The organism is Halomonas faecis, assembly GCF_010993975.1.
Taxonomy (GTDB): Bacteria; Pseudomonadota; Gammaproteobacteria; order Pseudomonadales; family Halomonadaceae; genus Halomonas; species Halomonas faecis.
This window is the reverse complement of sequence record NZ_JAACZO010000022.1, coordinates 14962-37868: the sequence shown is the minus strand read 5'-3', so window position 1 is coordinate 37868 and position 22907 is coordinate 14962. Positions and strand designations below refer to the sequence as shown.

At 61.7% G+C, this 22907-nt stretch carries 23 protein-coding genes; 11 read left to right on the top strand and 12 right to left on the bottom strand.

The genetic code is table 11. The features are described from left to right. Positions 1-86: 86 nt before the first annotated feature. Positions 87-1793 (top strand): methyl-accepting chemotaxis protein, encoded by a 1707-nt coding sequence (locus GFD32_RS10330; RefSeq protein WP_163576463.1) that lies wholly within the window; start codon positions 87-89, stop codon positions 1791-1793. Between the two features lie 132 nt (positions 1794-1925). Here GFD32_RS10330 and otnC read toward each other — a convergent pair whose 3' ends face one another. The 6 genes from otnC to GFD32_RS10300 form a co-directional block, all read right to left on the bottom strand. After that, a complete protein-coding gene (gene otnC, locus GFD32_RS10325) occupies positions 1926-2573 on the bottom strand; it encodes a 3-oxo-tetronate 4-phosphate decarboxylase (RefSeq protein ID WP_163576462.1) in 648 nt (215 codons plus the stop codon). Then, positions 2570-3766 (bottom strand): 3-oxo-tetronate kinase, encoded by a 1197-nt coding sequence (gene otnK, locus GFD32_RS10320; protein WP_163576461.1) that lies wholly within the window; start codon positions 3764-3766, stop codon positions 2570-2572. The genes otnC and otnK overlap by 4 nt, the downstream gene beginning before the upstream one ends. 21 nt (positions 3767-3787) lie before the next feature. Beyond that, complete coding sequence (locus GFD32_RS10315; RefSeq protein ID WP_240455602.1) at positions 3788-5233, bottom strand: tripartite tricarboxylate transporter permease; 1446 nt, start codon at positions 5231-5233, stop codon at positions 3788-3790. A gap of 60 nt (positions 5234-5293) precedes the next feature. Next, a complete protein-coding gene (locus GFD32_RS10310) occupies positions 5294-5764 on the bottom strand; it encodes a tripartite tricarboxylate transporter TctB family protein (protein ID WP_163576460.1) in 471 nt (156 codons plus the stop codon). A 124-nt stretch (positions 5765-5888) separates the two neighbouring features. Next, positions 5889-6860, bottom strand: coding sequence for a Bug family tripartite tricarboxylate transporter substrate binding protein (locus tag GFD32_RS10305; RefSeq protein ID WP_163576459.1), 972 nt, complete (start codon positions 6858-6860; stop codon positions 5889-5891). A 59-nt stretch (positions 6861-6919) separates the two neighbouring features. Then, positions 6920-8353 (bottom strand): NAD(P)H-dependent oxidoreductase, encoded by a 1434-nt coding sequence (locus tag GFD32_RS10300; RefSeq protein WP_163576458.1) that lies wholly within the window; start codon positions 8351-8353, stop codon positions 6920-6922. Between the two features lie 272 nt (positions 8354-8625). Here GFD32_RS10300 and GFD32_RS10295 point away from each other — a divergent pair, with 272 nt between their 5' ends. After that, a complete protein-coding gene (locus tag GFD32_RS10295; protein WP_240455601.1) occupies positions 8626-9348 on the top strand; it encodes a GntR family transcriptional regulator in 723 nt (240 codons plus the stop codon). 75 nt (positions 9349-9423) lie between these two features. Here GFD32_RS10295 and GFD32_RS10290 read toward each other — a convergent pair whose 3' ends face one another. Continuing rightward, the gene (locus tag GFD32_RS10290; RefSeq protein ID WP_089682514.1) at positions 9424-9762 is read right to left on the bottom strand and encodes a hypothetical protein; all 339 of its coding nucleotides are present in this window, start codon (positions 9760-9762) and stop codon (positions 9424-9426) included. Between the two features lie 264 nt (positions 9763-10026). Here GFD32_RS10290 and GFD32_RS10285 point away from each other — a divergent pair, with 264 nt between their 5' ends. Then, positions 10027-11577 (top strand): glutamate synthase-related protein, encoded by a 1551-nt coding sequence (locus GFD32_RS10285; RefSeq protein ID WP_163576457.1) that lies wholly within the window; start codon positions 10027-10029, stop codon positions 11575-11577. A gap of 30 nt (positions 11578-11607) precedes the next feature. Next, the gene (locus GFD32_RS10280; protein WP_163576456.1) at positions 11608-12441 is read left to right on the top strand and encodes an AraC family transcriptional regulator; all 834 of its coding nucleotides are present in this window, start codon (positions 11608-11610) and stop codon (positions 12439-12441) included. Here the strand turns inward: GFD32_RS10280 and GFD32_RS10275 are convergent. Next, complete coding sequence (locus GFD32_RS10275; RefSeq protein WP_089682519.1) at positions 12427-13017, bottom strand: LysE family translocator; 591 nt, start codon at positions 13015-13017, stop codon at positions 12427-12429. The genes GFD32_RS10280 and GFD32_RS10275 overlap by 15 nt on opposite strands. 186 nt (positions 13018-13203) lie before the next feature. Here GFD32_RS10275 and GFD32_RS10270 point away from each other — a divergent pair, with 186 nt between their 5' ends. From GFD32_RS10270 to GFD32_RS10260, 3 genes are all read left to right on the top strand, one after another. Beyond that, a complete protein-coding gene (locus GFD32_RS10270) occupies positions 13204-13797 on the top strand; it encodes an O-methyltransferase (protein ID WP_163576455.1) in 594 nt (197 codons plus the stop codon). 44 nt (positions 13798-13841) lie between these two features. Further along, positions 13842-14159, top strand: coding sequence for an antibiotic biosynthesis monooxygenase family protein (locus tag GFD32_RS10265; RefSeq protein WP_089682524.1), 318 nt, complete (start codon positions 13842-13844; stop codon positions 14157-14159). Positions 14160-14267: 108 nt separating this feature from the next. Next, complete coding sequence (locus tag GFD32_RS10260; RefSeq protein WP_163576454.1) at positions 14268-16484, top strand: OsmC domain/YcaO domain-containing protein; 2217 nt, start codon at positions 14268-14270, stop codon at positions 16482-16484. Between the two features lie 104 nt (positions 16485-16588). Here the strand turns inward: GFD32_RS10260 and GFD32_RS10255 are convergent, their stop codons facing one another. The 3 genes from GFD32_RS10255 to GFD32_RS10245 form a co-directional block, all read right to left on the bottom strand. After that, positions 16589-17071 carry a helix-turn-helix domain-containing protein gene (locus tag GFD32_RS10255; protein ID WP_163576453.1) on the bottom strand — a complete coding sequence of 161 codons (483 nt, stop codon included), beginning with the start codon at positions 17069-17071 and terminating at the stop codon, positions 16589-16591. A gap of 347 nt (positions 17072-17418) precedes the next feature. After that, positions 17419-17883, bottom strand: coding sequence for a universal stress protein (locus tag GFD32_RS10250; RefSeq protein ID WP_163576452.1), 465 nt, complete (start codon positions 17881-17883; stop codon positions 17419-17421). After that, complete coding sequence (locus tag GFD32_RS10245; RefSeq protein WP_163576451.1) at positions 17855-19474, bottom strand: BCCT family transporter; 1620 nt, start codon at positions 19472-19474, stop codon at positions 17855-17857. Before GFD32_RS10245 ends, GFD32_RS10250 begins: the two co-directional genes overlap by 29 nt. A gap of 462 nt (positions 19475-19936) precedes the next feature. Here GFD32_RS10245 and GFD32_RS10240 point away from each other — a divergent pair, with 462 nt between their 5' ends. The 3 genes from GFD32_RS10240 to GFD32_RS10230 all read left to right on the top strand — a co-directional run bounded on the left by GFD32_RS10240 (position 19937) and on the right by GFD32_RS10230 (position 21699). Further along, the gene (locus GFD32_RS10240) at positions 19937-20620 is read left to right on the top strand and encodes a DNA-3-methyladenine glycosylase I (protein WP_089689182.1); all 684 of its coding nucleotides are present in this window, start codon (positions 19937-19939) and stop codon (positions 20618-20620) included. Between the two features lie 98 nt (positions 20621-20718). After that, positions 20719-21063 carry a VOC family protein gene (locus tag GFD32_RS10235; protein WP_163576450.1) on the top strand — a complete coding sequence of 115 codons (345 nt, stop codon included), beginning with the start codon at positions 20719-20721 and terminating at the stop codon, positions 21061-21063. Between the two features lie 24 nt (positions 21064-21087). Next, a complete protein-coding gene (locus GFD32_RS10230; protein ID WP_163576449.1) occupies positions 21088-21699 on the top strand; it encodes a LysE family translocator in 612 nt (203 codons plus the stop codon). A 30-nt stretch (positions 21700-21729) separates the two neighbouring features. Here GFD32_RS10230 and GFD32_RS10225 read toward each other — a convergent pair whose 3' ends face one another. Beyond that, a complete protein-coding gene (locus tag GFD32_RS10225) occupies positions 21730-22239 on the bottom strand; it encodes a CIA30 family protein (RefSeq protein WP_163576448.1) in 510 nt (169 codons plus the stop codon). A gap of 261 nt (positions 22240-22500) precedes the next feature. On the opposite strand from GFD32_RS10225, the gene GFD32_RS10220 reads away from it, so the two are divergent. Next, entirely contained in the window at positions 22501-22899 is a 399-nt protein-coding gene (locus tag GFD32_RS10220) for a GFA family protein (protein ID WP_163576447.1), read from the top strand. Positions 22900-22907 lie beyond the last annotated feature (8 nt).

Below are 22907 nucleotides of genomic sequence, written 5' to 3'. Positions count from 1 at the left end.
CCGACGCGACCCCCTCAATCTTTTGTCGTATCTGCCGATACCCATTAGACCGCTAAGAGTGAAGACAGACGAGCCACGGGGGAACGATGAAGCATCTATCCATCAAATGGAGCCTGACGGCAGCACTGGCGGTATTGGTGCTGATGATTGGCCTGATCAGCGGGTTGAGTTTTTATTCGAGCAGCACTAGCCAACGTGCGCTTCATGAACTCGAGAAAACCAACATTCAGCTGGCCAACCAGGCGAACCGTGCTCAGGTGAACGTGTTGCGTGCCCAGACCCACCTGGACCGTTACGCCAGCCTGAGCACCCAGGGCAATTCCGAAAAGGGGCGAGAGAACCAGGAACTGGCCAAGGAGGCCCTGGCCGCCGCGCGTGAACGGTTCGCTGCCTTCCGTGAGGTGGACGTCGCACCGGATGATCCGCGTGCCCCCTACGTGGCGGCGATCGACGAGGCGTTCGAGGCCTACGTGAACGATGGGCTGGAGCCGCTGCTCGACGAGACGCCGTTTCGAATCATGCGTAGCCAGGAGGAGTTGGCCGAGCTGGGCATCGCCCTCGACACGGCCATGCGCGAGTTCATCGACGACTCGGAGAGCCATGGCAGGACGGTGATCGATGAAGTCACCGGGGTCAGTCGCATCATCGGCATCATCGATGTCACCTTGTTGGTAGCGGCTTTGCTGGCGGTTCTGGTGATTCGTTATGGCATGATGCGTGTGGTGGTCACTCCGCTGCGACGAGCCGTCGATCATTTCGAGCGCATCGCCGGGGGCGACCTCACCGAACGGATCGAGGATCGCGGGCGCAATGAGATCGGTCAGCTCTATCGAGGTCTGGCGAGCATGCAGGACAAGCTCAAGGGACTGGTGGTGTCGTTGCGTGACAGCAGCGACAACGTCTTCACCGGGGCCGGGGAAATCGCCTCGGGCAGCCAGGATCTCTCCTCGCGGACCGAACAGCAGGCCTCGGCGCTGCAGCAGACGGCATCCAGCATGGAAGAGATGGCCAGTACCGTGCGTACCAACAGCGAAACGGCCCAGGAAGCGGACAAGCTGGCCACGTCGGCGTCGCAGACCGCCGAAGCCGGCGGTCAGGAAGTCGAGCGTACGGTGCAGGTGATGCGCGAGATCGCCGCAAGCGCCAATCGCGTCAACGAGATCATCGGCGTGATCGACTCCATCGCCTTCCAGACCAACATCCTGGCGCTCAATGCCTCGGTGGAGGCGGCTCGCGCCGGCGAGCACGGTCGCGGTTTCGCCGTGGTGGCCGAAGAAGTGCGCAAGCTGGCCAGCCGCAGTGCGGAATCCGCCAAGGAGATCCGCGGCCTGATCGAAGCGACCACGTCGCAGGTGACCAGCGGCGCCGAGCAGGCCGAGCGCAGCGGTACCACCATCGGCGAGACGGTCGAATCGATCCGTCAGGTCACTGCCCTGATGAGCGAGATTTCGACCGCCACGCGGGAGCAGAACGGCGGTATCGAGCAGATCAACAGCGCGCTCACCGAAATGGACTCGGTCACGCAGCAGAACGCGTCGCTGGTTCAGCAGACCAGCGCCGCCGCCGCCTCGCTGGAAGAGCAGGCCAAGCACCTGGCCGGCTTGATCGCCACCTTCCGCATCGACGACCGGGAAGCACCCGCGGCGCAGCCGGCAGCCCGGCTGACTCATCGACCCAGCGACTCGTCGTCACACCAGGATGACCACGCATCGGCGAGCCGCGAAGTCGATCCCAAACCTCAGCCGCGCCACAAGAAGCCCGCGGAGGATGTCGAGGAGTGGACCGAGTTCTGATCGGCGAGGCGTTCAGTCGCCGGACCGGCAGTGCCATATCGGTGTTGCCGATACGGGACGATTCGGAGCTCGGTGGGGGTAGTGTTTTCACGCCTCGCTACCGATTCATCGGAACCGAGCTCCGAGAGACGTTCAATCCCGGGGAAAGCGAGCCTCGAGTTCGGCGACCTGCTCGGGGGTCAACGTGCGCGGGTTCTTGCCTTGCAGCATCAAGAACAGCTTGGCGGTCTCCTCCAATTCCTCGGTGGCGTAGACTGCGGCCTCGAGGCTTTTGCCGGCCACCACCGGGCCATGGTTGGCCAGTAGCACGGCGCTGTGGCGACCGGCCAGGCCGCGGACGGCATCGCCCAAGGCGGGATCGCCGGGCACGTGATAGGGCACCAGCGGCAGCCGGCCCACGCGCATCACGTAGTAAGCGGTGAGCGGCGGGATGCAGTCGCAGTGATCGATGCCTGGCAGGCAGGAAACCGCCACCGAGTGGGTGGAGTGCAGGTGCACGATGGCGCCGGACTGGGGGCGCTCCTGGTACATCGCCGTATGCAGGAAGTGCTCCTTGGTGGGCTTGTCGCCGTCGATGAGTTGGCCGCACTCATCCAGACGCGAGATGCGCGCCGGGTCGAGGCGGCCCAGGCAGGCATTGGTGGGCGTCATCAGCCAGCCGCCGTCAGCGAGTCGCACGCTGATGTTGCCGCTGGACCCCATGGTCAGGCCACGATCGAACAGCGACTCGCCCAAGGTGGCTATCTGCTCGCGCAGTGCACTGATGGCTTGATCGCTCATGGCAGCACCTCGAAGGCGTGGGTAAAGAAGTCCGGGCCACCGAAGTTGCCTGACTTGAGGGCCAGGGACAGCAGTGCCTTTCGGCCCGGCAGCGGTGCCTGAGTCCAGGGTACGCCGGGGTCGATCTGGTCGCCAATGCGCAGCTGGCGGATGCCCAGCGCCGAGACCACCGCTCCGGAGCTTTCTCCCCCGGCGACCAGCAGGCGCCCCACGCCCTCGTCAACGAGCGTCCGCGCCAGTTCGCCCAAGGCATGCTCCACCAACTCGCCAGCGCGTTCGACTCCCAAGGCCGACTGGGTGATTTGGACTCGCTCGGGATCGGCGGAGGCGTAGATCAGCACCGGGCCGCAGTCGGCGAGTGCCTGGCGGGCGAAGGCCAGCGCCTGGGCCAGGTGAGTCTCGCTCTCGGCGAGTTTCAGGGGATCCAGGGCGAAGCCCCGGGGAGAGTGGCGTTCGAGGAAGTGGGCCACTTGGCTCAGCGTGGCCCGCGAGCAGCTCCCCGAGAGCACGAGGGCGCTGCCGGTGGCTGGGGAGAGTCGCCCCGGTTCTGCCACGTCGGCCAGCCAGCCACGGTGGCGGTACTGCGCGGGTAGTGCCTGCCCGAGCCCTGATCCCCCGGTAACCAGCGAGTGGTCCACCACGGCTTCTGCCAGCACCCGAAGGTCATCCTCGTCCAGCGTGTCGCAGATCACGTGGCGCACCCCCTGGCCGGCCAGCGCCTCCAGATGTGAGCGGGTCGCCGCGGCCCCCTGGGCCAGCATCGGTCGGGCGGCCAGCCCCACTCCATGCGGGGTCTGGCGGCCCAGCACCCGCACCAAGTCGGCATCCGTCATGGGTGTGAGCGGATGGTGTTGCATGCCACTGTCATTGAGCAGTCGGTCGCCGACGAAGAGGTGGCCTTGGTAGACGGTGCGCCCGTTGAGCGGAAAGGCCGGCACCATCACCGTTTGCTTCGCGTCCAGCCGTTCCAGCAGGGCGTCGGCAACCGGGCCGATGTTGCCGGCCGCCGCGTGCTCCGCCGGAATGGAGCGAGACTTCAGGGCCACGATCACTGCATCGACCTCATCGAGGGGCAGATCGGCCTCCGGCACGCCGATGACCTGCACGCAGCGCATGCCAGCACGCACCAGATTGTTGGCGAGATCCGTGGCGCCGGTGAAGTCGTCGGCAATGGCACCCAGCACTAATGTCATGAATGTCTCCGCTAGTCAGTGTTAGGTCGTTGCCGCCTTGATGCGCCAGCGCTTGCGCAGGGGCACGATGATGGCTGCTATCAGCAGCAGGCATGAGATCGCAATCAGGGTGGCGCTGATGGGACGCGTGAAAAAGATGCCGAGGTCGCCCTGGGACATGGCCAGTGAACGCCGCAGTTCGCTCTCAGCGATGGGGCCGAGGACCAGCCCGAGAATGATCGACACCAGCGGGAACCGGATTTTTTCGAGCAGGAAGCCGAGCACGCCGAAGCCCAGCATCAACCAGACGTCGAACATTGAGTTGCGTACCGAGTAGGTACCCACGATGCAGCACATGACGATGATGGGACCCAGAGCCGAGTAGGGGATGTTGAGCAGTCGGGTGAACAGCGCGATGAAAGGCTTCGAGAAAAGCAGGATCATGAAGTTGACGATGAACAGGCCGGCGAACACCGCATAGATCAGGTCGCTGCTGGTCATCATGAACATGGGGCCCGGTTGCAGGCCATGCATGATGAAGGCACCCAGAATGATGGCCGTGGTACCGCTTCCGGGAATGCCCAGCGCGAACAGCGGGACCAGTGCTCCCATGGCAGCCGCGTTGTTGGCGGCTTCCGGGGCGGCGATGCCTTCCGGTGCCCCCTTGCCGAACTGCTCGGGGTGCTTGGACCAACGAACCGTCTCACTGTAGCTGACCATGGCGGCCGTGCTGGCGCCGATGCCGGGCAAGATGCCGATGATGACCCCGAGCAGGGACGACCGGGAAAGCGTGATACCGATCCGTCGCAAGATGGGCATGTCGAAGATCTTCACGCTGACCTTCTTGAGCGGCTGATGGGTCTCCTGGCCCAGGGCTCGCTTCATGACTTCGGAGACCGCGAACAGCCCCACGATGACCGGGATCAGGCCGACGCCTTCGGCCAGGTGCAGACTCCCGAAGGTGTAGCGGCTGGTGCCGGTGAGGGGGTCGATGCCGACGCTCGCGATCAGCAGTCCGAGAGTGGCGCCGATGAGGCCGAATATCAGTCGACCACCCAGCGATGCCACCACGGTGAGCCCCAGGATCGCCAGGGCGAAGTACTCGGGCGAGGAGAACTTGAGGGCCACCGAGGCGAGCAGGGGAGTGAAGATGATCAGCGCAACGGTTCCCACCAGGCCGCCGATGGCCGAACTCAGCACACCGATGCCCAACGCTTTCCCGGCCTGCCCCTGTTGTGTCATGGGGTAGCCGTCGAAGGCGGTCATTACCGCTTCCGGCGTGCCAGGGGCGCGATAGAGGATGGCGGTGATCAGGCCGGAAAAGACCGTCGAGCCGTAGATGGCAGTGAGCAGCATGAAAGCGGCGGTTGGGTCCATGCCATACGTGACCGGCAGCAGGATCACGACCAGGATGACACCACTGATGCCGGGCAGCGCACCGCCTATGAAGCCGATGAAGACGGCCGACGTCAAAATCAACAGGTTCATGGGTTGGAGAACCACTGCCAACCCGCTCAGGAAACTCTCGAACATCATCAATCCCTCAGGTCAAGGCAGCGGAATTCCCAGTAGGAATGCGAAGACGCCCTGAATGAGCACGACGGCAATGGCCACGGTGGCCAGGATGGCAACCCAGTGGCGCGCCCCCAACAGCCAGGTGCCGAACACGGTGAAAACGACGGTCGCCGGGAGGAAGCCGACCGCTTGCATCAGCAGTGTGTAGGCTAGAGTTGCGGCCATGATCCACCAGTGACGGGTCGCCGCCAGGGAGAAGCGGCGTGGTGGCGCGGATTCGTCTTCTTCAGTTTTCTTGGTCCGGCTTCGGTGGGTATTGCGCCACGTCGTCACAAGCAGGAAACCACCCAGCACAAGCAAGGTGACAAGCAGACTCAGCGGCCAGAGCCGTGGGCCGATGAATGTCGAAACCTCTTCGGCACTGGGAAGCTGCAGCGTGGGAACGAGTGCCACCAGCGCGAGCAGCAGGATGGCAATGGCGAAAAGCGTTACCTTGGCTTGCATGGTCGAGCCCGGTCGTGAGGTGTGCTATCCGCGGGAAGCGGGCGGCGGCACTAAGGGTGTCTGGTTGGGCCGTGGCTGGCCCGGCGGGCCAGCCACGATCCACTCGCTCGGGAGGGGCAGGGCCTCAATTCTGCTCGAGGAGGCGCTTGTAGAGATCGAGGTTCTCCTCCAGCTTCTGGCCGTAGGCGTCGCTGCCCAGCCAGCCTTCACGGTAATGGAGGTTTACCCGCTCTGCGTACTCCTGATAGGCATCGGAGTCATAGACCTCTTTGAAGGCAGACTCGAGTTTGGCCACGATCTCGTCGGGCGTTTCGGCATTGACGAACACGCCACGTTCGTTGCCGTCGGTCAGGTTCCAACCGTTCTCCACGGTGGTGGGAATGTCCGGGAAGTTACCCAGGCGCTCCTCGGCGAACACCAGGATCGGCATCATGTCGCCCGATTCCATGTAGCTGAGAATCGAGCTGATCTCGCCGAACATACCGTCGATGTTACCCCCCATCACGTTGGCCGAGACACTGCCTTCTTCATCGTAGGGAATGAAGTTGATGTCGAGTCCAGAGGCATCGCGGAAGGACAGGAAGGCCATGCGATCCGGGCTGGCCGCGTGGGTGCCGCCAATGATGACCTCGCCGGGGTTCTCCTCGGCGTGAGCCATGAAGGACTCGAAATCAGGATATTTGTCGGGATCGACAATCAGCGTCATGACGTCCGACTGCATCCGGGCCACTGGCGTCAGTTCGTCGAGACCGGTCGGATTCTGGCCTGCCGCGAGGGAGGTCACCAGGGTCGAGGAGGCGAAGTCGAGCGTGTGGCCATCTGGCTCGCTGTTGGCAGTACGCTGGTGGGCCAGAGCGCCGGAGGCCGATGGCAGGTTGATCACGGTGGACTGGACGCCCAGCACTTCTTCCAGCATCGGCTTCACGGTACGCGTGAAGTTGTCGGTTCCTCCGCCTGCACCGGCAGCCACCAGGAACTGCAGGGGCTTGGAAGGGAAGTCGGCCGCAGCATCGCTGCTGGCAATCGCGGCGGTGGTGCTACCCATCAAGGTCAGGCCGAGAGAGCTGGCGGCGACGAGAAAATGCTTCTTGAACATGACATGCTCCTGTGATGGTTGTTATGACGGTGTTCATGGATGGGTGAATGAGCTTCCGGTCAGGAAGTTGGCGTGGGGGAGGACTCCTTTTGTTGCGTGAATGACGGCCTGTCAGGGAAGAACAGCGTGTCCTGAGCCTGGCGCAGTCGATGCAGATGCGAGTCGGACAGGGTGATATCCGCCAGGGTGATCGGCTGGCCGGCGGTTACGTGACGGACGATTTTGGCGTCCGGGAGGAGGTAAAAGGGCACCGGGGACGCGCTCGACAACGGAGCCGCGGGGTGGACTTCCGGTCGTAGTCCTTCGATGTGGCGATGATGCCCCTTCATCTCGAGACGCTGGCCGGGCGTGAAGGCCTGCGTGGTACGGGCGATCAGGTCGACATGCGGCTCGGTGGCGGGACCGCCCCCGGAAGGCAAGCCTTTATGCACCGCATCCAGTAGCGAGATCGGGGCTTCCAGACCCAGCAGGTGGCGAGGGAGGTATACCATCGCGGCTTTGCCGCTACGGCTCAGCACATGCCCTTTGCCGTGCAGCAGTTCCCAGGCCTCAGGGTCTTCGCAGCGGACGATGACGAATACCCCTCCCGCGAAGCTGACTTCATCGGGTCGACGCAGACAATTGAAGACTTCCAGTCGTCCGGTGCCCTGAAGGACCCCCCCGAACTCCTGCAGATCGAGCAGGCTTGGAACCTCATGGGTCCGCAAGACCATGGCATGAAACTCGGCAGTGTCGGGCACCAGGCCGGTGGCGTTGGCCACGTTGGTCATCTCGCAGAGATCCGGGACGGATATCTGGGGGATGGCTGCCAGCACCTCACTGCGGGCCTGGACAGTGTCGCGCTCTTTCTCATGGGGCAGTGTCCACAGGGAGGCCAGTGCCTGGGCCGAGTAACGGCTGCCGTTGCACCAGACGGCACCGTCGGCCTCGTCCCAGATGAAGTCATACTCGCTGCTTTTACCGGCAGCCACGATCTCGAAGCCTAGAGTCTGCGCCCAGGTCACCAGTCCGATCAGCAGGCTGGGCTGGTCGCCGTCGAGCGGGGTAAACAGCCGATCATGCTGCTCGGCCAGTCGCGTCAGGTAGGGGCCAACGACTGACTCGGTCTCCTTGGTCGCGATACCGACGTGTTTGCCGGCGAGAATCGCGGTTTCGGCATGATGAGCGCCAATGTTTGGTATGCCAGTTGATTCGACCAGAATGTCGAACGGGAGCTCCTTGACGGTTTTCAGGCTGTCCGCAGCGAGGTAGTGGCCCGAATTCCAGGCTTTCTGGGCATCGTTAGTAGAATGGCATACCGTAATTTGCTCATTGGGTACGCCCGACAAGCGTAGCGCTTCAGCCGCCGTCTCGGGGTTCACGTCGATTGCGATGCGTGCGGACAGGGCGCGCATTTGGCGAGCCTGGCGCAGAATACCGCGTCCGAAATCGCCGGCACCTGCCACGCAGGTTTCGATAACTCTTTCAGAATCAAAGTGTTGCAAATAGTTCATGTGTGCTAGCTGTCCCCGGTATGAGTCGGGCGTCACTCCTGGGAGCCTTCAAGGGTCATCCAGGTGGTGGGCCAGTGATCGTTAGGAAGCAATGTAGTGGTATGCCATTTTGGGGGTCAATGTCGCGGGGCTGAGACTTTGGTCGCATCATGATCATGCTTGGGCTCAAGTGTCTGCAAAGTAAATAGTTTCTAGCAGGATTCGGAGAGGTTAGGCATTTGAAAGGATATTTCTGGTATGCCATTCTTCTATGATACGGAGGGCTCAATCCGATGAATCAGATGCAAGTCGCGGAACAGACGAGTCGTGCAGGGCTTGTAGAGAAAGTTGCCAACTACCTGCGCGAGCACATCGTGATGGATCACTTTCAGCCAGGGCAGCGGCTTCCCGAGCGCACCCTCGCCCAGGAGCTTCAGGTATCGCGCACTCCCATGCGCGAAGCTCTCAAGATCCTGGCTACCGAGGGGCTGGTGGTGATATCGCCGCACCGTGGTGCCGTGGTTGCCGACGTCAGCCCTGCAGACATGAAAGAAAAGGCTTACGTGCTGAGCGTCCTGGAGCAAGGGGCGGCGGAACTGGCCTGCGAAAAGGCAACCGATGACGACATCGCCGAACTGCAAGCGTTGCACTATGAGATGAAAGCCGCCTTTCTGCGCCGCGATCGGCAGAATTACTTCAGGCTCAACCAGGAGATTCACAACCGGATCGTCTCGTTGTCGGGCAATGCCTCGCTGATCGAAATCCATGCCAACCTGAGCCGTCAGCTGTATCGGGTGCGATATCTTTCCAACCAGAAGAACGACAAGTGGTCCGTTGCCATGGCGGAGCACGAGGCCATCATGGCCGCACTGGAAGCACGTGATGCCGAGCGTATCGGCCAGGAGCTGCGCAACCACCTGGGCAAGACCTGGATCAAGTACGCCAGTGATGATGCAACAGCTCCAGAGAAAAGCGGTGATAGTGGTCAGGAATGGGTCGAGGGTGAGACGCCGTGACGTCCTGAACGCATGCCACCGCAAAAAGGGCCTGCAATCTCGCAGGCCCTTTGCTTGACGGTGGGAGCGTGACGTTCAGGCGGCTCCAGAATCCTCCTGAAAGTGTTCTCTGGCATGGTGATACAACACGCCGCTATAGCCGTTGCGCTGCATGAGTTTGAGAATCTTGGCGGGGTCGCGGTCATCGAGTGCCTTGTGCAGTTTTTCCCGCTGCTCGGTGTCGAGCGCTTCGTACCAGTGGTAGGGCTCGCCCTTGGCGTCGCCTTCCTCGGCCTTGCGCAGCAGATCGATCTCGATGCGTCCGCCATGCCGGTACAGGATGTCATAGCCCTCCTGCAGGTGGTCCAACGGCACGTCGCTCGGTTTTTCCAAACCTTCCAGCACGTTGTAGTAGTAGTAGCTCAGCGGTTGCATAGGGCTCCTCCAGCGGTATGCCGTGGCTCATCGATTCCTGCTTGCATTGCTCGGTTCCATCTTGCCTGAGACAGGGCGACCCGCTCAATTGCTACGGTGAGTCGCACGCTGCGATGCGCTCGCCTGGGGCGCGGTGGGTCGTCGCGGAATGGCAGAGGAGAAGGATCCAGCGTTGACGGCTATCGCCGTAATAGTTGGAAGCGAGTGAGCTCCTATCCCAGACTGACGAAAACGCTGTCGTTTTCTCGGACCAGGAGCCAGCCCATGAGCCAGCCGGTCATCGCCGACAACAAGCCCAGGAAGGTCACGCTGAAGCGAGGCAAGGAGTATGCCTTCTGCGTGTGCGGCCGTTCGAACGACCAACCCTTCTGCGACGGCTCCCATCAGGGGACGGGGTTCGCCCCCAAGACGTTCGTGGCCGAGGAGGATGGCGACGCCTTTCTCTGCCAGTGCAAGCAGACTGGCGACGCCCCTTTCTGCGACGGTACGCACAAGCAGTTCGGCAAGGAGCAGGTGGGCCAGGAGGCGCCCGAGCCGGAAGCCGACGAAGGCGAGAACCAGGCACCCAAGGCCAAGAGCAGTGAGGAAGAGCCCACGGTGGAATTCATCCACCAACTGGCCCGGGAAGGCCTGGAGGGAGTGGGACGCCACGGCCCCATCGCTGCCATGGGGGTGCCGCGCCACACCCTGCCGGAGTGGGACGACCTACAACTGATGGTGGCCCAACTGGCTACCCAGCCGCTGCTCGACGATGCCGAGGTGGCCACCCGGCTGGTGGTCGGTCCCGAGGCCAAGAGACCGCTGACCCTCGACATGCCGCTGCTGGTTTCCGACATGAGCTTCGGCGCGCTCTCCGAAGAGGCCAAGATCGCCCTGGCCCGCGGTGCCGAGAAGGCCGGTACCGGCATCTGCTCGGGCGAGGGCGGCATGCTGCCGGAAGAACAGCAGGAGAACTCCCGTTACTTCTACGAGCTGGCCAGCGCCAAGTTCGGCTACGAGGAAACGCTGCTCGAGAAGGTGCAGGCCTTCCACTTCAAGGGCGGCCAGGGTGCCAAGACCGGCACCGGCGGCTTTCTGCCGGGTAGCAAGAACGTCGGCAAGATCGCCCAGGTACGCGGCCTGACCGAGGGTGAGCCCGCCGAATCGCCGGCCACCTTCGAGGACCTGCATAGTGTGGCGGACTTTCGCCGCTTCGCCGATCGCGTTCGCGAGGTCAGCGGCGGCATCCCGGTGGGCTTCAAGCTCAGTGCCAATCATATCGAGCGCGACATTCAGTTCGCTCTGGACGCCGGTGCCGACTACCTGATCCTGGATGGCCGCGGCGGCGCCACTGGGGCGGCCCCGACGATGTTCCGCGACCATATCAGCGTACCCACCATTCCGGCGCTGGCGCGCGCCCGGCGCTACCTGGATGCCCAGGGTGCCAGCGGGCGCGTCACCCTGATCGTCACCGGCGGACTGCGGTTGCCCATCGACTTCGTCAAGGCGCTGGCGCTCGGGGCCGATGGCGTGGCCATCGCCAACAGTGCTATGCAGTCCATCGGCTGCGTGGCGGCCCGCATCTGCAACACCAACAACTGCCCCGCGGGCATCGCCACTCAGCGGCAGGACCTGCGCCAGCGCCTGGATGTCGACAAGTCGGCCAAACAGCTCGACACTTTCCTGCGGTCGTCGACGGCGCTCATGCAAATGATGGCTCGCGCCTGCGGTCACGATAGCCTGGCCGGCTTCAACCCGGACGACCTGGCCACCTGGAACCGCGACATGGCTCTGCTCAGCGGGGTGCGCTACGCTGGAGCGATGCCGTTGGAGTGACCGGCGGCGTGCCCTAACAGGAAAGTGCCGATGAACGATGCCAGCTTACCCCGCTTCTGGCGCGATCCCCGCCTGCCCCATCTGGAGCTGCGTCGGGTCGAGGACGGCCGCAAGGTGTGCTATGCGCCCCACAGTCATGAGCAGTGGTCGCTGGGCGCCGTGACGGCCGGAGAAAGCACCTTCCACTACCGGGAAGCGCGCTATCGCATCCACGCCGGCAGCCTGGTGCTGATGAACCCGGAGTGGGTACACGCCTGCAACCCCATCGACGACGAGCCCTGGGCCTACCGCATGCTCTATGTGGATGCCGACTGGCTGACTCGGCTGCGCCATGCGGCGGGGTTGATCGAAGCGCCGCACTGGCAGGACATTCCCACCGCGGTGGTCGCCGAGCCCGAGTGGTACGCCGGCTATGTGGCGATGACCGACGCCCTGCTGGATCCGCAGCGCGACCTGCTGGACAAGCAGAGCGAGGCGGTCGAGTACCTCTCGGCGCTGATGCATCATCTGGCCGGTCAGCCGGCCTGGCCGCAGTCGCTGCCTCCGGCCATCCTCCGCGAGCTGGCCGCCTATCTCGACGAACACGCTGCGCAGGAGGTCTCTCTGGATGACCTGTGCCAGCGCTCCGGCTACAGCTCTGGCCACCTCATCCGCGCTTTCAAGCAGCACTTCGGCCTCACGCCCCATGCCTACCTGATCAATCGCCGCATTCAGTTGGGCCAGCGCGAGCTCAAGCGCGGCAGGCCCATCGCCGAAGCGGCGCTGAATGCCGGCTTCAGCGACCAGCCGCACTTCCAGCGCACTTTCAAGCGGCTGGTGGCTGCCACGCCGGACCAGTACCGCCGCCCGCTACCCGAGCAGTAGATAGACGCAGCTGGCGGCGAGCAGCACCGCCAGGGTCCGGTTGATGGCAACCAGGACACCGGGGCGCTGCACATGGCGGCGCAGGAAGGCTCCGGCATAGACCCAACTGCCCAACGACAGCCAGCAGATGGGCAGATAGAGGGCGGCGAACAGCCACACCAACCCGACATCGCCACCGGCGTAGGCGCCGATACCCGATGCCGAGGCCAGCCACGCTTTGGGATTGAGCCACTGCATCAGCGCGCCGGTCATGAACCCCGGCGCTCGCTGGGTCTCGTTCTCCGGCAGGCGGCCATCGTCGCGGAACAGGCGCAAACTCAGGTAGAGCAGAAACGCCACTCCGGCCCAGCGCAGGGCGATTTCCAGGCCCGGCACCACGATCAGCAGCGAATAGAGTCCCAGGCCCACGGCAATGAACAGCGCGACGAAGCCCAGGGTGGCTCCGGTGACGAAGATCAGCCCCCGTGCGATGGGGTAGCGGGTGCCGCTGCTCAGGCACACCAGGTTCACGGGGCCTGGTGAAATGGAGGCCGCAAGGGCAAAGGCCGACATCGGTAGGATCATGGCAAGGCTCATCGTCATTCTCCGGTAAGGGCAAGCGGTGGCTCGAGTCTGGCCGGCGAAGCTGCGGCGGTATTGCACGAAATTGCCCTGAGCTGCCGGGCTTTGCAGAGGTGCACGGCTTGGCATAGTCTGAAACATCCAGGCTCCGGCAACGGGCCAGGGAAGGACACGGTCACGGAACACAGGGACGCAAGAACGATGCAAGCCTCCGACTCGATTCTCGAAAACCTGCTGTCGGAACTCGAAGCACTGGGAAGCCGGAACGACGCCGTTCAAACGCAGAAAGACAAGCGATACCTGAACATCACGCGCGATACCGGTGAGTTCCTGGCGCTGCTGGTCAAGGCGGTCGGCGCCACAACGGCTCTCGAAATCGGCACCTCCAATGGGTATTCCACGCTGTGGCTGGCCTCGGCCGTGCCGGACGAGGGCCAGGTCCATACCATCGAGCACCAGGAGGCCAAGGCCAGGGAGGCCCGCGACAACATCGAAAGGGCGGGCATGGCCTCTCGCGTGACGCAACTGGTAGGCGATGTCAGGCAAGCGCTGTCCGCCGTACCCGAGACGGTCGATGTCATTTTCCTCGACGCGGATAGGTCCCTGTATCTTCCCCTGGCCGATAGGCTGTTCGCGCGGTTGAAAGCCGGTGGGCTGCTGGTCTGCGACAACGCCATCTCCCACGAACGGGAAATCCGCGACTTCGTCGCCTGGATCGAAGCGAACGAAGCGCTCACCATGTCGCTGGTTCCCGTCGGCAAGGGAGAGCTGCTGGTGTACAAGGAGGCTGAGTAGCCGTCACCCATCTCCATCGGCCAACGCAATCCCGGGGCTCACCCATGTCCGATATCGCCAATACCCCTGAACCGCCTTACTACGCCGTGATCTTCAGCAGCCATCGCACCGAAGGCGATCACGGCTACGGTGCCATGGCCGAGCGCATGGTGGCGCTGGCCGCCTCGCAGCCCGGCTTTCTCGGCATCGAGTCCGCCCGCGAGGGGCTGGGCATCACCGTCTCCTACTGGGAGAGTCTGGAAGCCATCAAGAACTGGAAGCGGCACGCCGAGCACCGCGAGGCCCAGCGGTTGGGACACGAGCGCTGGTATGCCGATTTTCGGGTGCGCATCGCCAAGGTGGAGCGCGAGTACGGCATGTAGCGCGTGCCCCGGCGGATTTTTTGCCGCCGCCCAAGACGAGGCGCGTCGAAAACTGGATAATGGCGGGTTTGCCGCCTCGTGCTGCCCACGCAAAACCTCCGGTGCCCCATGGAAATCAAGGTCAACTATCTCGACAACCTCCGCCTGGAGGCCAAGTTCGACGACTTCACGGTCATCTCCGACCAGCCCATCCGCTACAAGGGCGACGGCTCGGCCCCCGGCCCGTTCGACTATTTCCTGGCGTCGTCGGCCATGTGTGCGGCCTACTTCGTCAAGGTGTACTGCAACGCGCGGAACATCCCCACCGAGAACATCCGGCTGTCGCAGAACAACATCGTCGACCCGGAGAACCGCTATCAGCAGATCTTCAAGATCCAGGTCGAGCTGCCGGCAGATCTTTCCGACAAGGACCGCCAAGGCATCCTGCGCTCCATCGACCGCTGCACGGTGAAGAAGGTGGTGCAGACCGGCCCCGAGTTCCAGGTCGAGGCGGTGGAGAACATCGACGAGGACGCCCAGGCCATGCTGACGGGCGTGCCCCAGGGGGCCGAGCGCGGCGAGGGTACCTGGATCGAGGGCAAGGATCTGCCGCTGGAGCAGACCATCGCCAACATGACGGGCATCCTGGCCGACCTCGGCATGAAGATCGAGATCGCCTCATGGCGCAATATCGTGCCGCACGTGTGGTCGCTGCACATTCGCGACGCCGCCTCGCCGATGTGCTTCACCAACGGCAAGGGTGCCACCAAGGAGAGCGCGCTGTGCTCGGCGCTGGGCGAGTTCATCGAGCGGCTGAGCTGCAACTTCTTCTACAACGATCAGTTCTTCGGCGAGGAGATCGCGAATAGCGCCTTCGTCCACTATCCCAACGAGGAATGGTTTCAGCCCGGGCCGGGCGACGCGCTGCCGGCGGGCATCCTGGACGAGCACTGCCGGGCGATCTTCGATCCGGAGGGCGAGCTGCGCGGCTCGCATCTGATCGACACCAACTCCGGCAAGATGAAACGCGGCATCGTCTCGTTGCCTTTCGTGCGCCAGTCGGACGGCGAGACGGTCTACTTTCCCTCCAATCTGATCGAGAACCTCTATCTCAGCAACGGCATGAGCGCCGGCAACACGCTGCCGGAAGCCCAGGTACAGTGCCTTTCCGAGATATTCGAGCGGGCGGTGAAGAAGCAGATCATCGAGGAGGAGCTCGCCCTACCGGACGTTCCCCGGAAGGTTCTCGAGAAGTACCCCGACATTCTGGCGGGCATCGAGGCGCTGGAGGCCCAGGGCTTTCCCGTGCTGGTCAAGGATGCCTCTCTGGGCGGTCAGTTCCCGGTGATGTGCGTGACCCTGATGAATCCCAGGACCGGCGGCGTATTCGCCTCCTTCGGTGCGCATCCGAGCTTCGAGGTGGCGTTGGAGCGCAGCCTGACCGAGTTGCTGCAGGGGCGCAGCTTCGAGGGGCTGAACGACTTTCCGGCGCCTACCTTCAACTCGCTGGCCGTTACCGAGCCCAACAACTTCGTCGAGCACTTCATCGATTCTTCGGGGGTGGTCTCCTGGCGCTTCTTCAGCGCCCGTGCCGATTACGACTTCTGCGAGTGGGATTTCTCCGGCAGCGGTTCCAGCAGTACGGAGGAAGAGGCCGCCAGCCTGTTCGGCATTCTCGAGGCGCTGGGTCACGAAGCCTACATGGCCGTTTTCGAGGACCTGGGCGCGCCGGTATGTCGCATCCTGGTGCCGGGCTATTCCGAGGTCTACCCCGTGGAGGATCTGGTCTGGGACAACACCAACATGGCGCTGTTGTTCCGCGAGGACATCCTGAACGTTCACGCCCTGGACGATCGGCAGCTGGCCGACCTGCTCGAGCGCCTCGAGGAGAGCCCGCTCGACGAGCAGATGGACATCATCACCCTGATCGGCATCGAGTTCGACGAGAACACCGTATGGGGGCAACTGACCATCCTCGAGCTGAAGCTGCTGATCGACCTGGCGCTGCAACGGCACGAGGAAGCCCTTGAGCGAGTCGAGGCCTTCCTGCAGTACAACGACAACACCGTCGAGCGGGGCCTGTTCTATCAGGCGGTTCAGGCGGTGCTGGAGATCGCCCTGGACGACGAGCTCGAGCTTTCCGATTACCGCGACAACCTCGAGCGTCTGTTCGGTGTGCAAACCATGGACGCCGTGGTGGGCTCAGTGCAAGGCGAGGTCCGCTTCCATGGCCTGACTCCGACCAGCATGAAACTGGAAGGACTGGAAAGGCATCAGCGCCTGATCGATAGCTACCGGAAGCTGCACGCCGCCCGCGCTGCCAGGGCCGGTATCGCCACCTCGTAACTCTCCCTTCCTACGCTCTCGCCGTCAGCGCCCGGCCCGGTGGTCTCGACGGGGAGGGCGTTTCCGCGCACCTCGTCCTCAACGACTAACTGAAACCAGCCTCTTCAAGCGAAGGACCGCCGATACTCTCCTGGTGTCATATTCGTTATCCGCTTGAAGCTGCGGCGCAGACTCGTGTCATCGGCGAAACCCATTTCGTCACTGATGCGATATACCGGCTTGTTGGTGCTTATCAATAGCTCGCTTATCTGATTGAGTTTTATCAATCGCATGAGTTGCGCACTGTTATAGCCGGTGGTGGTGACAATTTTTCTGCTGAGAGTGCGCTGGGTGATGTGCAGGTGCTTGGCGAGTGAGGCAGTCTTTAGGTGGGTGTACGGAGTTTTCTCAACCCAATGAAACACGTCTCGTAAAAAGGGGGCTTTTTGTATCAGTTCAGGTAGCTCCTGAAAGGGTGTGTTGCGTTCAAGCAGGCGTGGAAGTGTCCTGACCGAGGACGTCAAGAACTGCTTAACGCAACGCCAGCCGGATGTCTCGATATTACCTGCCGGTGGAGCCCGGTTTGATCTAGGCGGTGAAATCATCATGGGTGAAGAGGACGTCATAGCTGCCAGTCATCTCAGCTCGGGGATCGTTGTCGCCAATCACCTGGAGGCTCTGGATCATTGCCCGGTTAGCCGTAACGACTTGGCCTGCCGTTGTCAGCGCGAAAATCTTCAGGATAGGTTGCTGATCCCAGCGGATGGGCAAACATTCACGTTTCCAGTGAGTTAGTGTCGCTCTTTCGAGGCACCAGCGCCTGATCGATAGCTACAAGAAACTGCATACTGCCGGGGCCAAGCGAGCGGACATGAGAGGGCGAACGTCTAAGCGCGACAGTGGCAGGCCTTGCCATGCCGGCATCCGGGCCGTGTTTCTCCGTCAGCGTATTCGACTATTTATCCTCTTCTTCTGCAGTCTGAGAGTCGGCTCGTTCCGATGAAGGCAACACCAGTACCCGACATGGCGCATTGACGGAAACATACTCCACAGTGGCACGGCGCAGGGGCCAGTGGCCGCTGCTGCCGCGGGATACCAGGATCATCAGATCGGCAGAGAGCTGGGCCGCGAGGCCCACCAGCTTTTCGCCAGCGCTTCCTGCTACCACGTGTAAGCTCGCATTTCGGTCCAAAGGCAAATACTTGCGAACGAACAGATCCAGTTTTTTCCGAACCTCCGCTTCTTTCTGCTCTGGCGCTTCTTCCGTCACGTGCGGGAAAAATCCACCGCCGCCCGGATTGTAAACGCTGGCCAGGTGAAGCTCCCCATCCTCGGTCAGCAGCTCCATGGCAGCTGCTATGGCACACTTGCCCTCGCCATCGTCTTCCGGGTCAATGGCGACCAACAGTTTCTGATACATTATCGGTCTCCTGTTTAGCGTTGGAAGTGCCCTCCACTTCGGGGAAGGCTCTACCCTGGACCAATTCATCGACACTGAAGCCGCGATAATCCGCTCGTAGCGCTCTGAAAAGAGCTATTGCCATGAAGACCAGAAGGAAGCAAAAAGGTAGACCAAGGGAGGTGATCACATTTTGCAAGGCGTCCAGTCCGCCGGCCAATAGCAGTGTCGCAGCAATTACCCCTTGAGCAACAGCCCAAAAAATACGCTGGCGCACCAACGATGGTTGATCTTCGCGCCGCGTCAACATATCGATCACCAAGGAGGCCGAATCGGATGATGTGGTAAAGAAAATAACGATGATGACGACGCTCAACGCAGATGCGATATCCGCTAGCGGGAAAGCTTCCAGGAAGGCGAAAATGGCCACCGAGGGATCTTGCTGAACCTGTTCGGCAAGGGATATCTGGCCGTTCATCTCCACCTGGATGGCCGAGAGACCGAAGATGCCGAACCAGACCAGAGTGAAAGCCGTGGGCGCAAACAAGACACCGGCCACAAACTCGCGGATGGTTCGCCCCCGAGAAATTCGGGCAATGAAAATTCCCACATAAGGCGCCCAGGAGATGGTCCATGCCCAGTAAAACAGGGTCCACTGCCGCTGCCAGTCGGTTTCTTTGAAGGTCTCGGTCCAGAAAGCCAGCCACGGCAACTTGTCGAAGTAATCGCCCACGCTCTGGACCATTCCCTCGGCAATGAATACGGTTGGCCCTACGGTGAAAACGAAAGCCAGCAAGACCATGGCCAGTACAATATTGACCTGGGACAGGCGGCGCACTCCCTTGTCTAGCCCCAGCGCTACCGAAGTGGCGGCGATGCCGGTAATGACGGCAATCAAGCCGACCTGGATCAGGGCGGTGGAAGGCACGCCAAACAGATAGTTCAGGCCACTGTTCAATTGCAGCGTACCGAGCCCCAGCGAGGTTGCCACACCAAACAGAGTGCCAAGTACAGCAATCACGTCGATGGCCCAGCCCCAAGGGCCAAAGGCCCTTTCTCCGAGGATTGGGTAGAACAGACTGCTAATGCGCATGGGAAGATCATGCCGGTAGGCAAAGTAACCGATCGCCAATCCCGGCATGGCAAAGATCGTCCAAGTGTGCAGGCCAAAATGGTACAGCGCTATGGTCATGGCATCGCTGGCCGCTCGCTCCGAACCCGGCTGTACGTTGTCGAAAGGCGGGTGGGCGAAATGGGAAACCGGTTCTGCAACGCCCCAGAACATCAGAATGGTGCCGATGCCGGCGGCAAACAGCATGGTGAACCAGGTCAGGTTGGAATAATCGGGGCGGCTGTCGTCCGCTCCCAGCCGGATGTTGCCATAGCGGCTGATCGCCAGCACGAGCAGGAAGATCAACAGAACGCTCACGGCGAGGATGTAGAACCAGCCCAGGTTACGAGCGACCCAACCGGTGAGCAGCCCGAAACTTTCGGCAACGACTTGGTCAAATGGGATCGCCAGCGCGATGAAAAGTGCGGCTATCCCCGCCGAGGTAAAAAACACCCCCGGTATGGTCTGCAGTCCGAGTCGACGTTGCAGCCATTCCAGCACATGAGCCTCCGTTTCTTCAGAAAAATCTGCGAAGTGCTCTCACGTTATCATATCCCGCCTCATTCATCTCCGAGCACTTCAGGTTGTCGGGCTGTTAGGCTTCCTCATCGATATGAGCCTCAAGGCCTGCTCGTCCGCGAACCGCCGTTTTGCATCCATCGCTACTCTTGCATACGCTGATCTTCTCAGGTACCTGAAACGACCGGGCTTTCGAGCAATATCGTGGGAGCGCAAGGACCACCGCAGGGATGGCAGGAGTTCATCACGGCTTTCAGGTTAGGGGCGTTAGCGTGTCTCGTGAGCCACTACCGGCGTAGCAGCCGACGACACCCTACATTGAAGCGGTGCCAGCACGACCGATTCATCATCGACCGGCCGCGACCAGAAACGGCACGACTTCCAGACCGCCGGAGCAGAGCGCATTGGGCAGGTACTGATTCCATGACTTCCACTGAGGCAAGCATGACACTCGACTACCGCTGGCTTTACGACACCGCACGCAAGCGTTTCGAATCTGACGAAGCCTTGGAGGCCTTCCTTCCCGAAGCGCTCACTCCCGACGAGCTGAAGCAGAAGGGGGATGATCGCTATCTTTCCGCCATGAGTCAGCGGGTGTTTCAGGCCGGTATGCAACATTCGGTGGTCGATGCCAAGTGGCCGGCCTTTGAAGACGCCTTCTGGGGCTTTGAACCCGAGAAAATGGTGTTGCTCAGCCCGGAACAAATCGAAGGCTACATGAAAAACGATCGAGTCATTCGTCATCGTACCAAGCTCCAGACCATTCCTAAAAACGCCCAATTCATTTTGGATGTTCGCCAGGAGCATGGCACCAGCTTTGGCGAGTTCATTGCCAACTGGCCGAGTTCCGACATCATCGGCTTGTGGCGTTTGCTTGCCAAGCGCGGCGCTCGTTTGGGCGGACGCTCGGGTGCCGGATTCTTACGCCTGGTCGGAAAGGATACGTTTTTATTGACCAGCGATGTGGTTGCGCGCTTGATGGCCGCCGGCATCATTGACCGGACTCCCACGAGTCAGCGAGACATTCAGGCCGTACAAGATGCCTTCAATGAGCTGCAGCAGAATTCAGGAAGGCCGTTGTGTCATCTCTCGGCCATGTTGTCGTTGAGTATCAATCCAAGATTTTGACGCATGCCGGTGGGGCGATACGCCATTGAAACGAATGCAGTGTCGTATCCGGTCGCAGTCCGTCTCCTGCCAGATGCATTCGATAGTGAGGAAAGCGCATGAAGGTACATTACCTGGAAATCGTATCGCATGATGTCGATGCGGTGTGCAATGCATATGAGGCCGCCCATGGCGTTGAGTTCAGTGCCCCGGATGAGCTTCTCGGTGGAGCCAGAACCTGTCGACTGCTCGACGGTACGACCGTCGGCGTCAGAGGCCCACTGAGAGAGACAGAAGACCCTGTGGTTCGGCCCTATTGGCTCGTGAACGATATCGAATCGGCCGTTTCCCGGATCGAGGCTCAGGGTGCGAAGATTGCTATGCATCCGATGGAAATTCCCGGGAAGGGAAAGTTCGCGATATACATCATTGGATCGAACGATCACGGCCTCTGGCAACTTTGAGCCATCATTCGGAGGATGTTTGAGATGGACCTTTATTGGCTGTTCCTGGTCATGGCGACGCTGACGGTTCTCAGCCCGGGGCCGGGCGTCGTGATGACGCTCAGCAACTCGCTACGCTTTGGCTTCATGGGGAGTCTTGGTGGAATATTCGGCATCGCTTTTGGCACGCTGATCGTGGCGAGCATATCCGCGACGAGTGTCGGCGTGGTACTGGCGACCTCGGCAGTTGCCTTTACGGCGCTCAAGTTGCTCGGTGCCGCCTACCTGCTGTATCTGGGAATTTGCCTGTGGCGATCTCCGGCGCTTGCATTCGCTGAGCGGCCCACGCCGTCACTGGGCTTTCGCCGCCGCTTTCTCGAAGGGCTTGCAATCCAGCTGACCAATCCGAAGGCCGTGTTCTTCTTTCTCTCGGTCTTTCCCCAGTTCATCAGCCCGGAGTGGGGCTTCAAGGCTCAGTTCGCCTTGCTGGTGCTGACCTACAGCACCCTGGTCATCGTGATTCACTGCCTGTATGCACTCTTCGGCCAGCAGGCAAAGGGCTGGCTCGGTTCGCCGACGGGAGCGCGCGTGGTCAATCGGATCGGAGGGGCGACGTTCATGTGCTTCGGGGCAGCACTGGCTACGGCGAAGCGATAAGGCATGAGGCGAGGGGAGAGATCCCCTACCTCATCCCCGATCTCCGTCTCCTTGAGTTCCCACCCACTCGACCTCCAGTCGAAACGGCCCGGCCTGCTTGTCAGCGATCAACAGGCCCACCTGCTGAATCGCGTCGGGCTCGAGCGGTGGGGCATCCGTCAGTAGCCGACCGCGAAAGACCGCTTCGAACGTTCGCCAAGGCAGGACGATGCGTTGCCATTCGCCAGCCGGTGGCTGGAAGCGAGCCCGGTAGGCCGCGCCATCGAACAGCCGGTTGGTGCGCAGGCGTAGTTGATAGCCGCGGCCGTCGCCGCGCACGTTGAGCATCATGCCCGCATAGCCGTCCAGCTCGAAGGCCTCGGGATCGCGGCGCACCGAGGCGAAGCCGCCGCCATGCTCCAGGGAAAGTTCGCCGCTGAACACGCCGATGCCGTTTTCCACCGTCATCTCGCCGCGGGAAATGCCTCCCATGACATCATCGTTGATGGTTCGCCAGCGGGTGGCTTCACGGGCGTCCTGAAAGTCGATCAACAATGGCATGGGAGCTCCGTGGCGGGGGCACGTGTTGCCGAGACGGCTCGTGCCATCATGATCGGGGCTCGTTGAGTCTGCAACCGTGCTGGGCAATGATGGGAACCGGCAAGAGGGCGTCGAGTTCGATGCCACGACCCACCGCCGTTTTTGCAGCCATCGCCGCTCTTGCTTACGCTTCGGATGGGTCAACCATCCAACGTGTTCCTGTAAATCACTCGACTCGACGAACGATAGCTCGTCTCAGCCACCGTGAAGAGAGGTCTATCAATGAGCCTATCGGGTAGCTGCCTCTGCGGCGGCGTTCAATACGAAATCAATGGTAGCCTCAAGGACGTTTACCATTGTCACTGCTCCATGTGCAGAAAGCTTCACGCTGCCGCTTTCAGGACGTGTGCCAAGGTGCGAATGCAGGACTGGCGAACCGTCAAGGGCCAGGAATTGCTCAAGTCCTATGAATCTTCACCCGGCGAATACAAGGTCTTTTGCTCGAACTGCGGCTCGAGCATTCACACGCGGTTCGATTCGAAACCCGAAGTGTATGCGTTGCCGCTGGGCACGCTCGATACCGATCCCGGGGTGCGCGCGGATCGCCACGTCTTCGTGAACAGTAAGGCGCCATGGTTCGAAATAACTGACGACCTTCCCCAGTATGCGGAGAATGGATGACGTTGGCA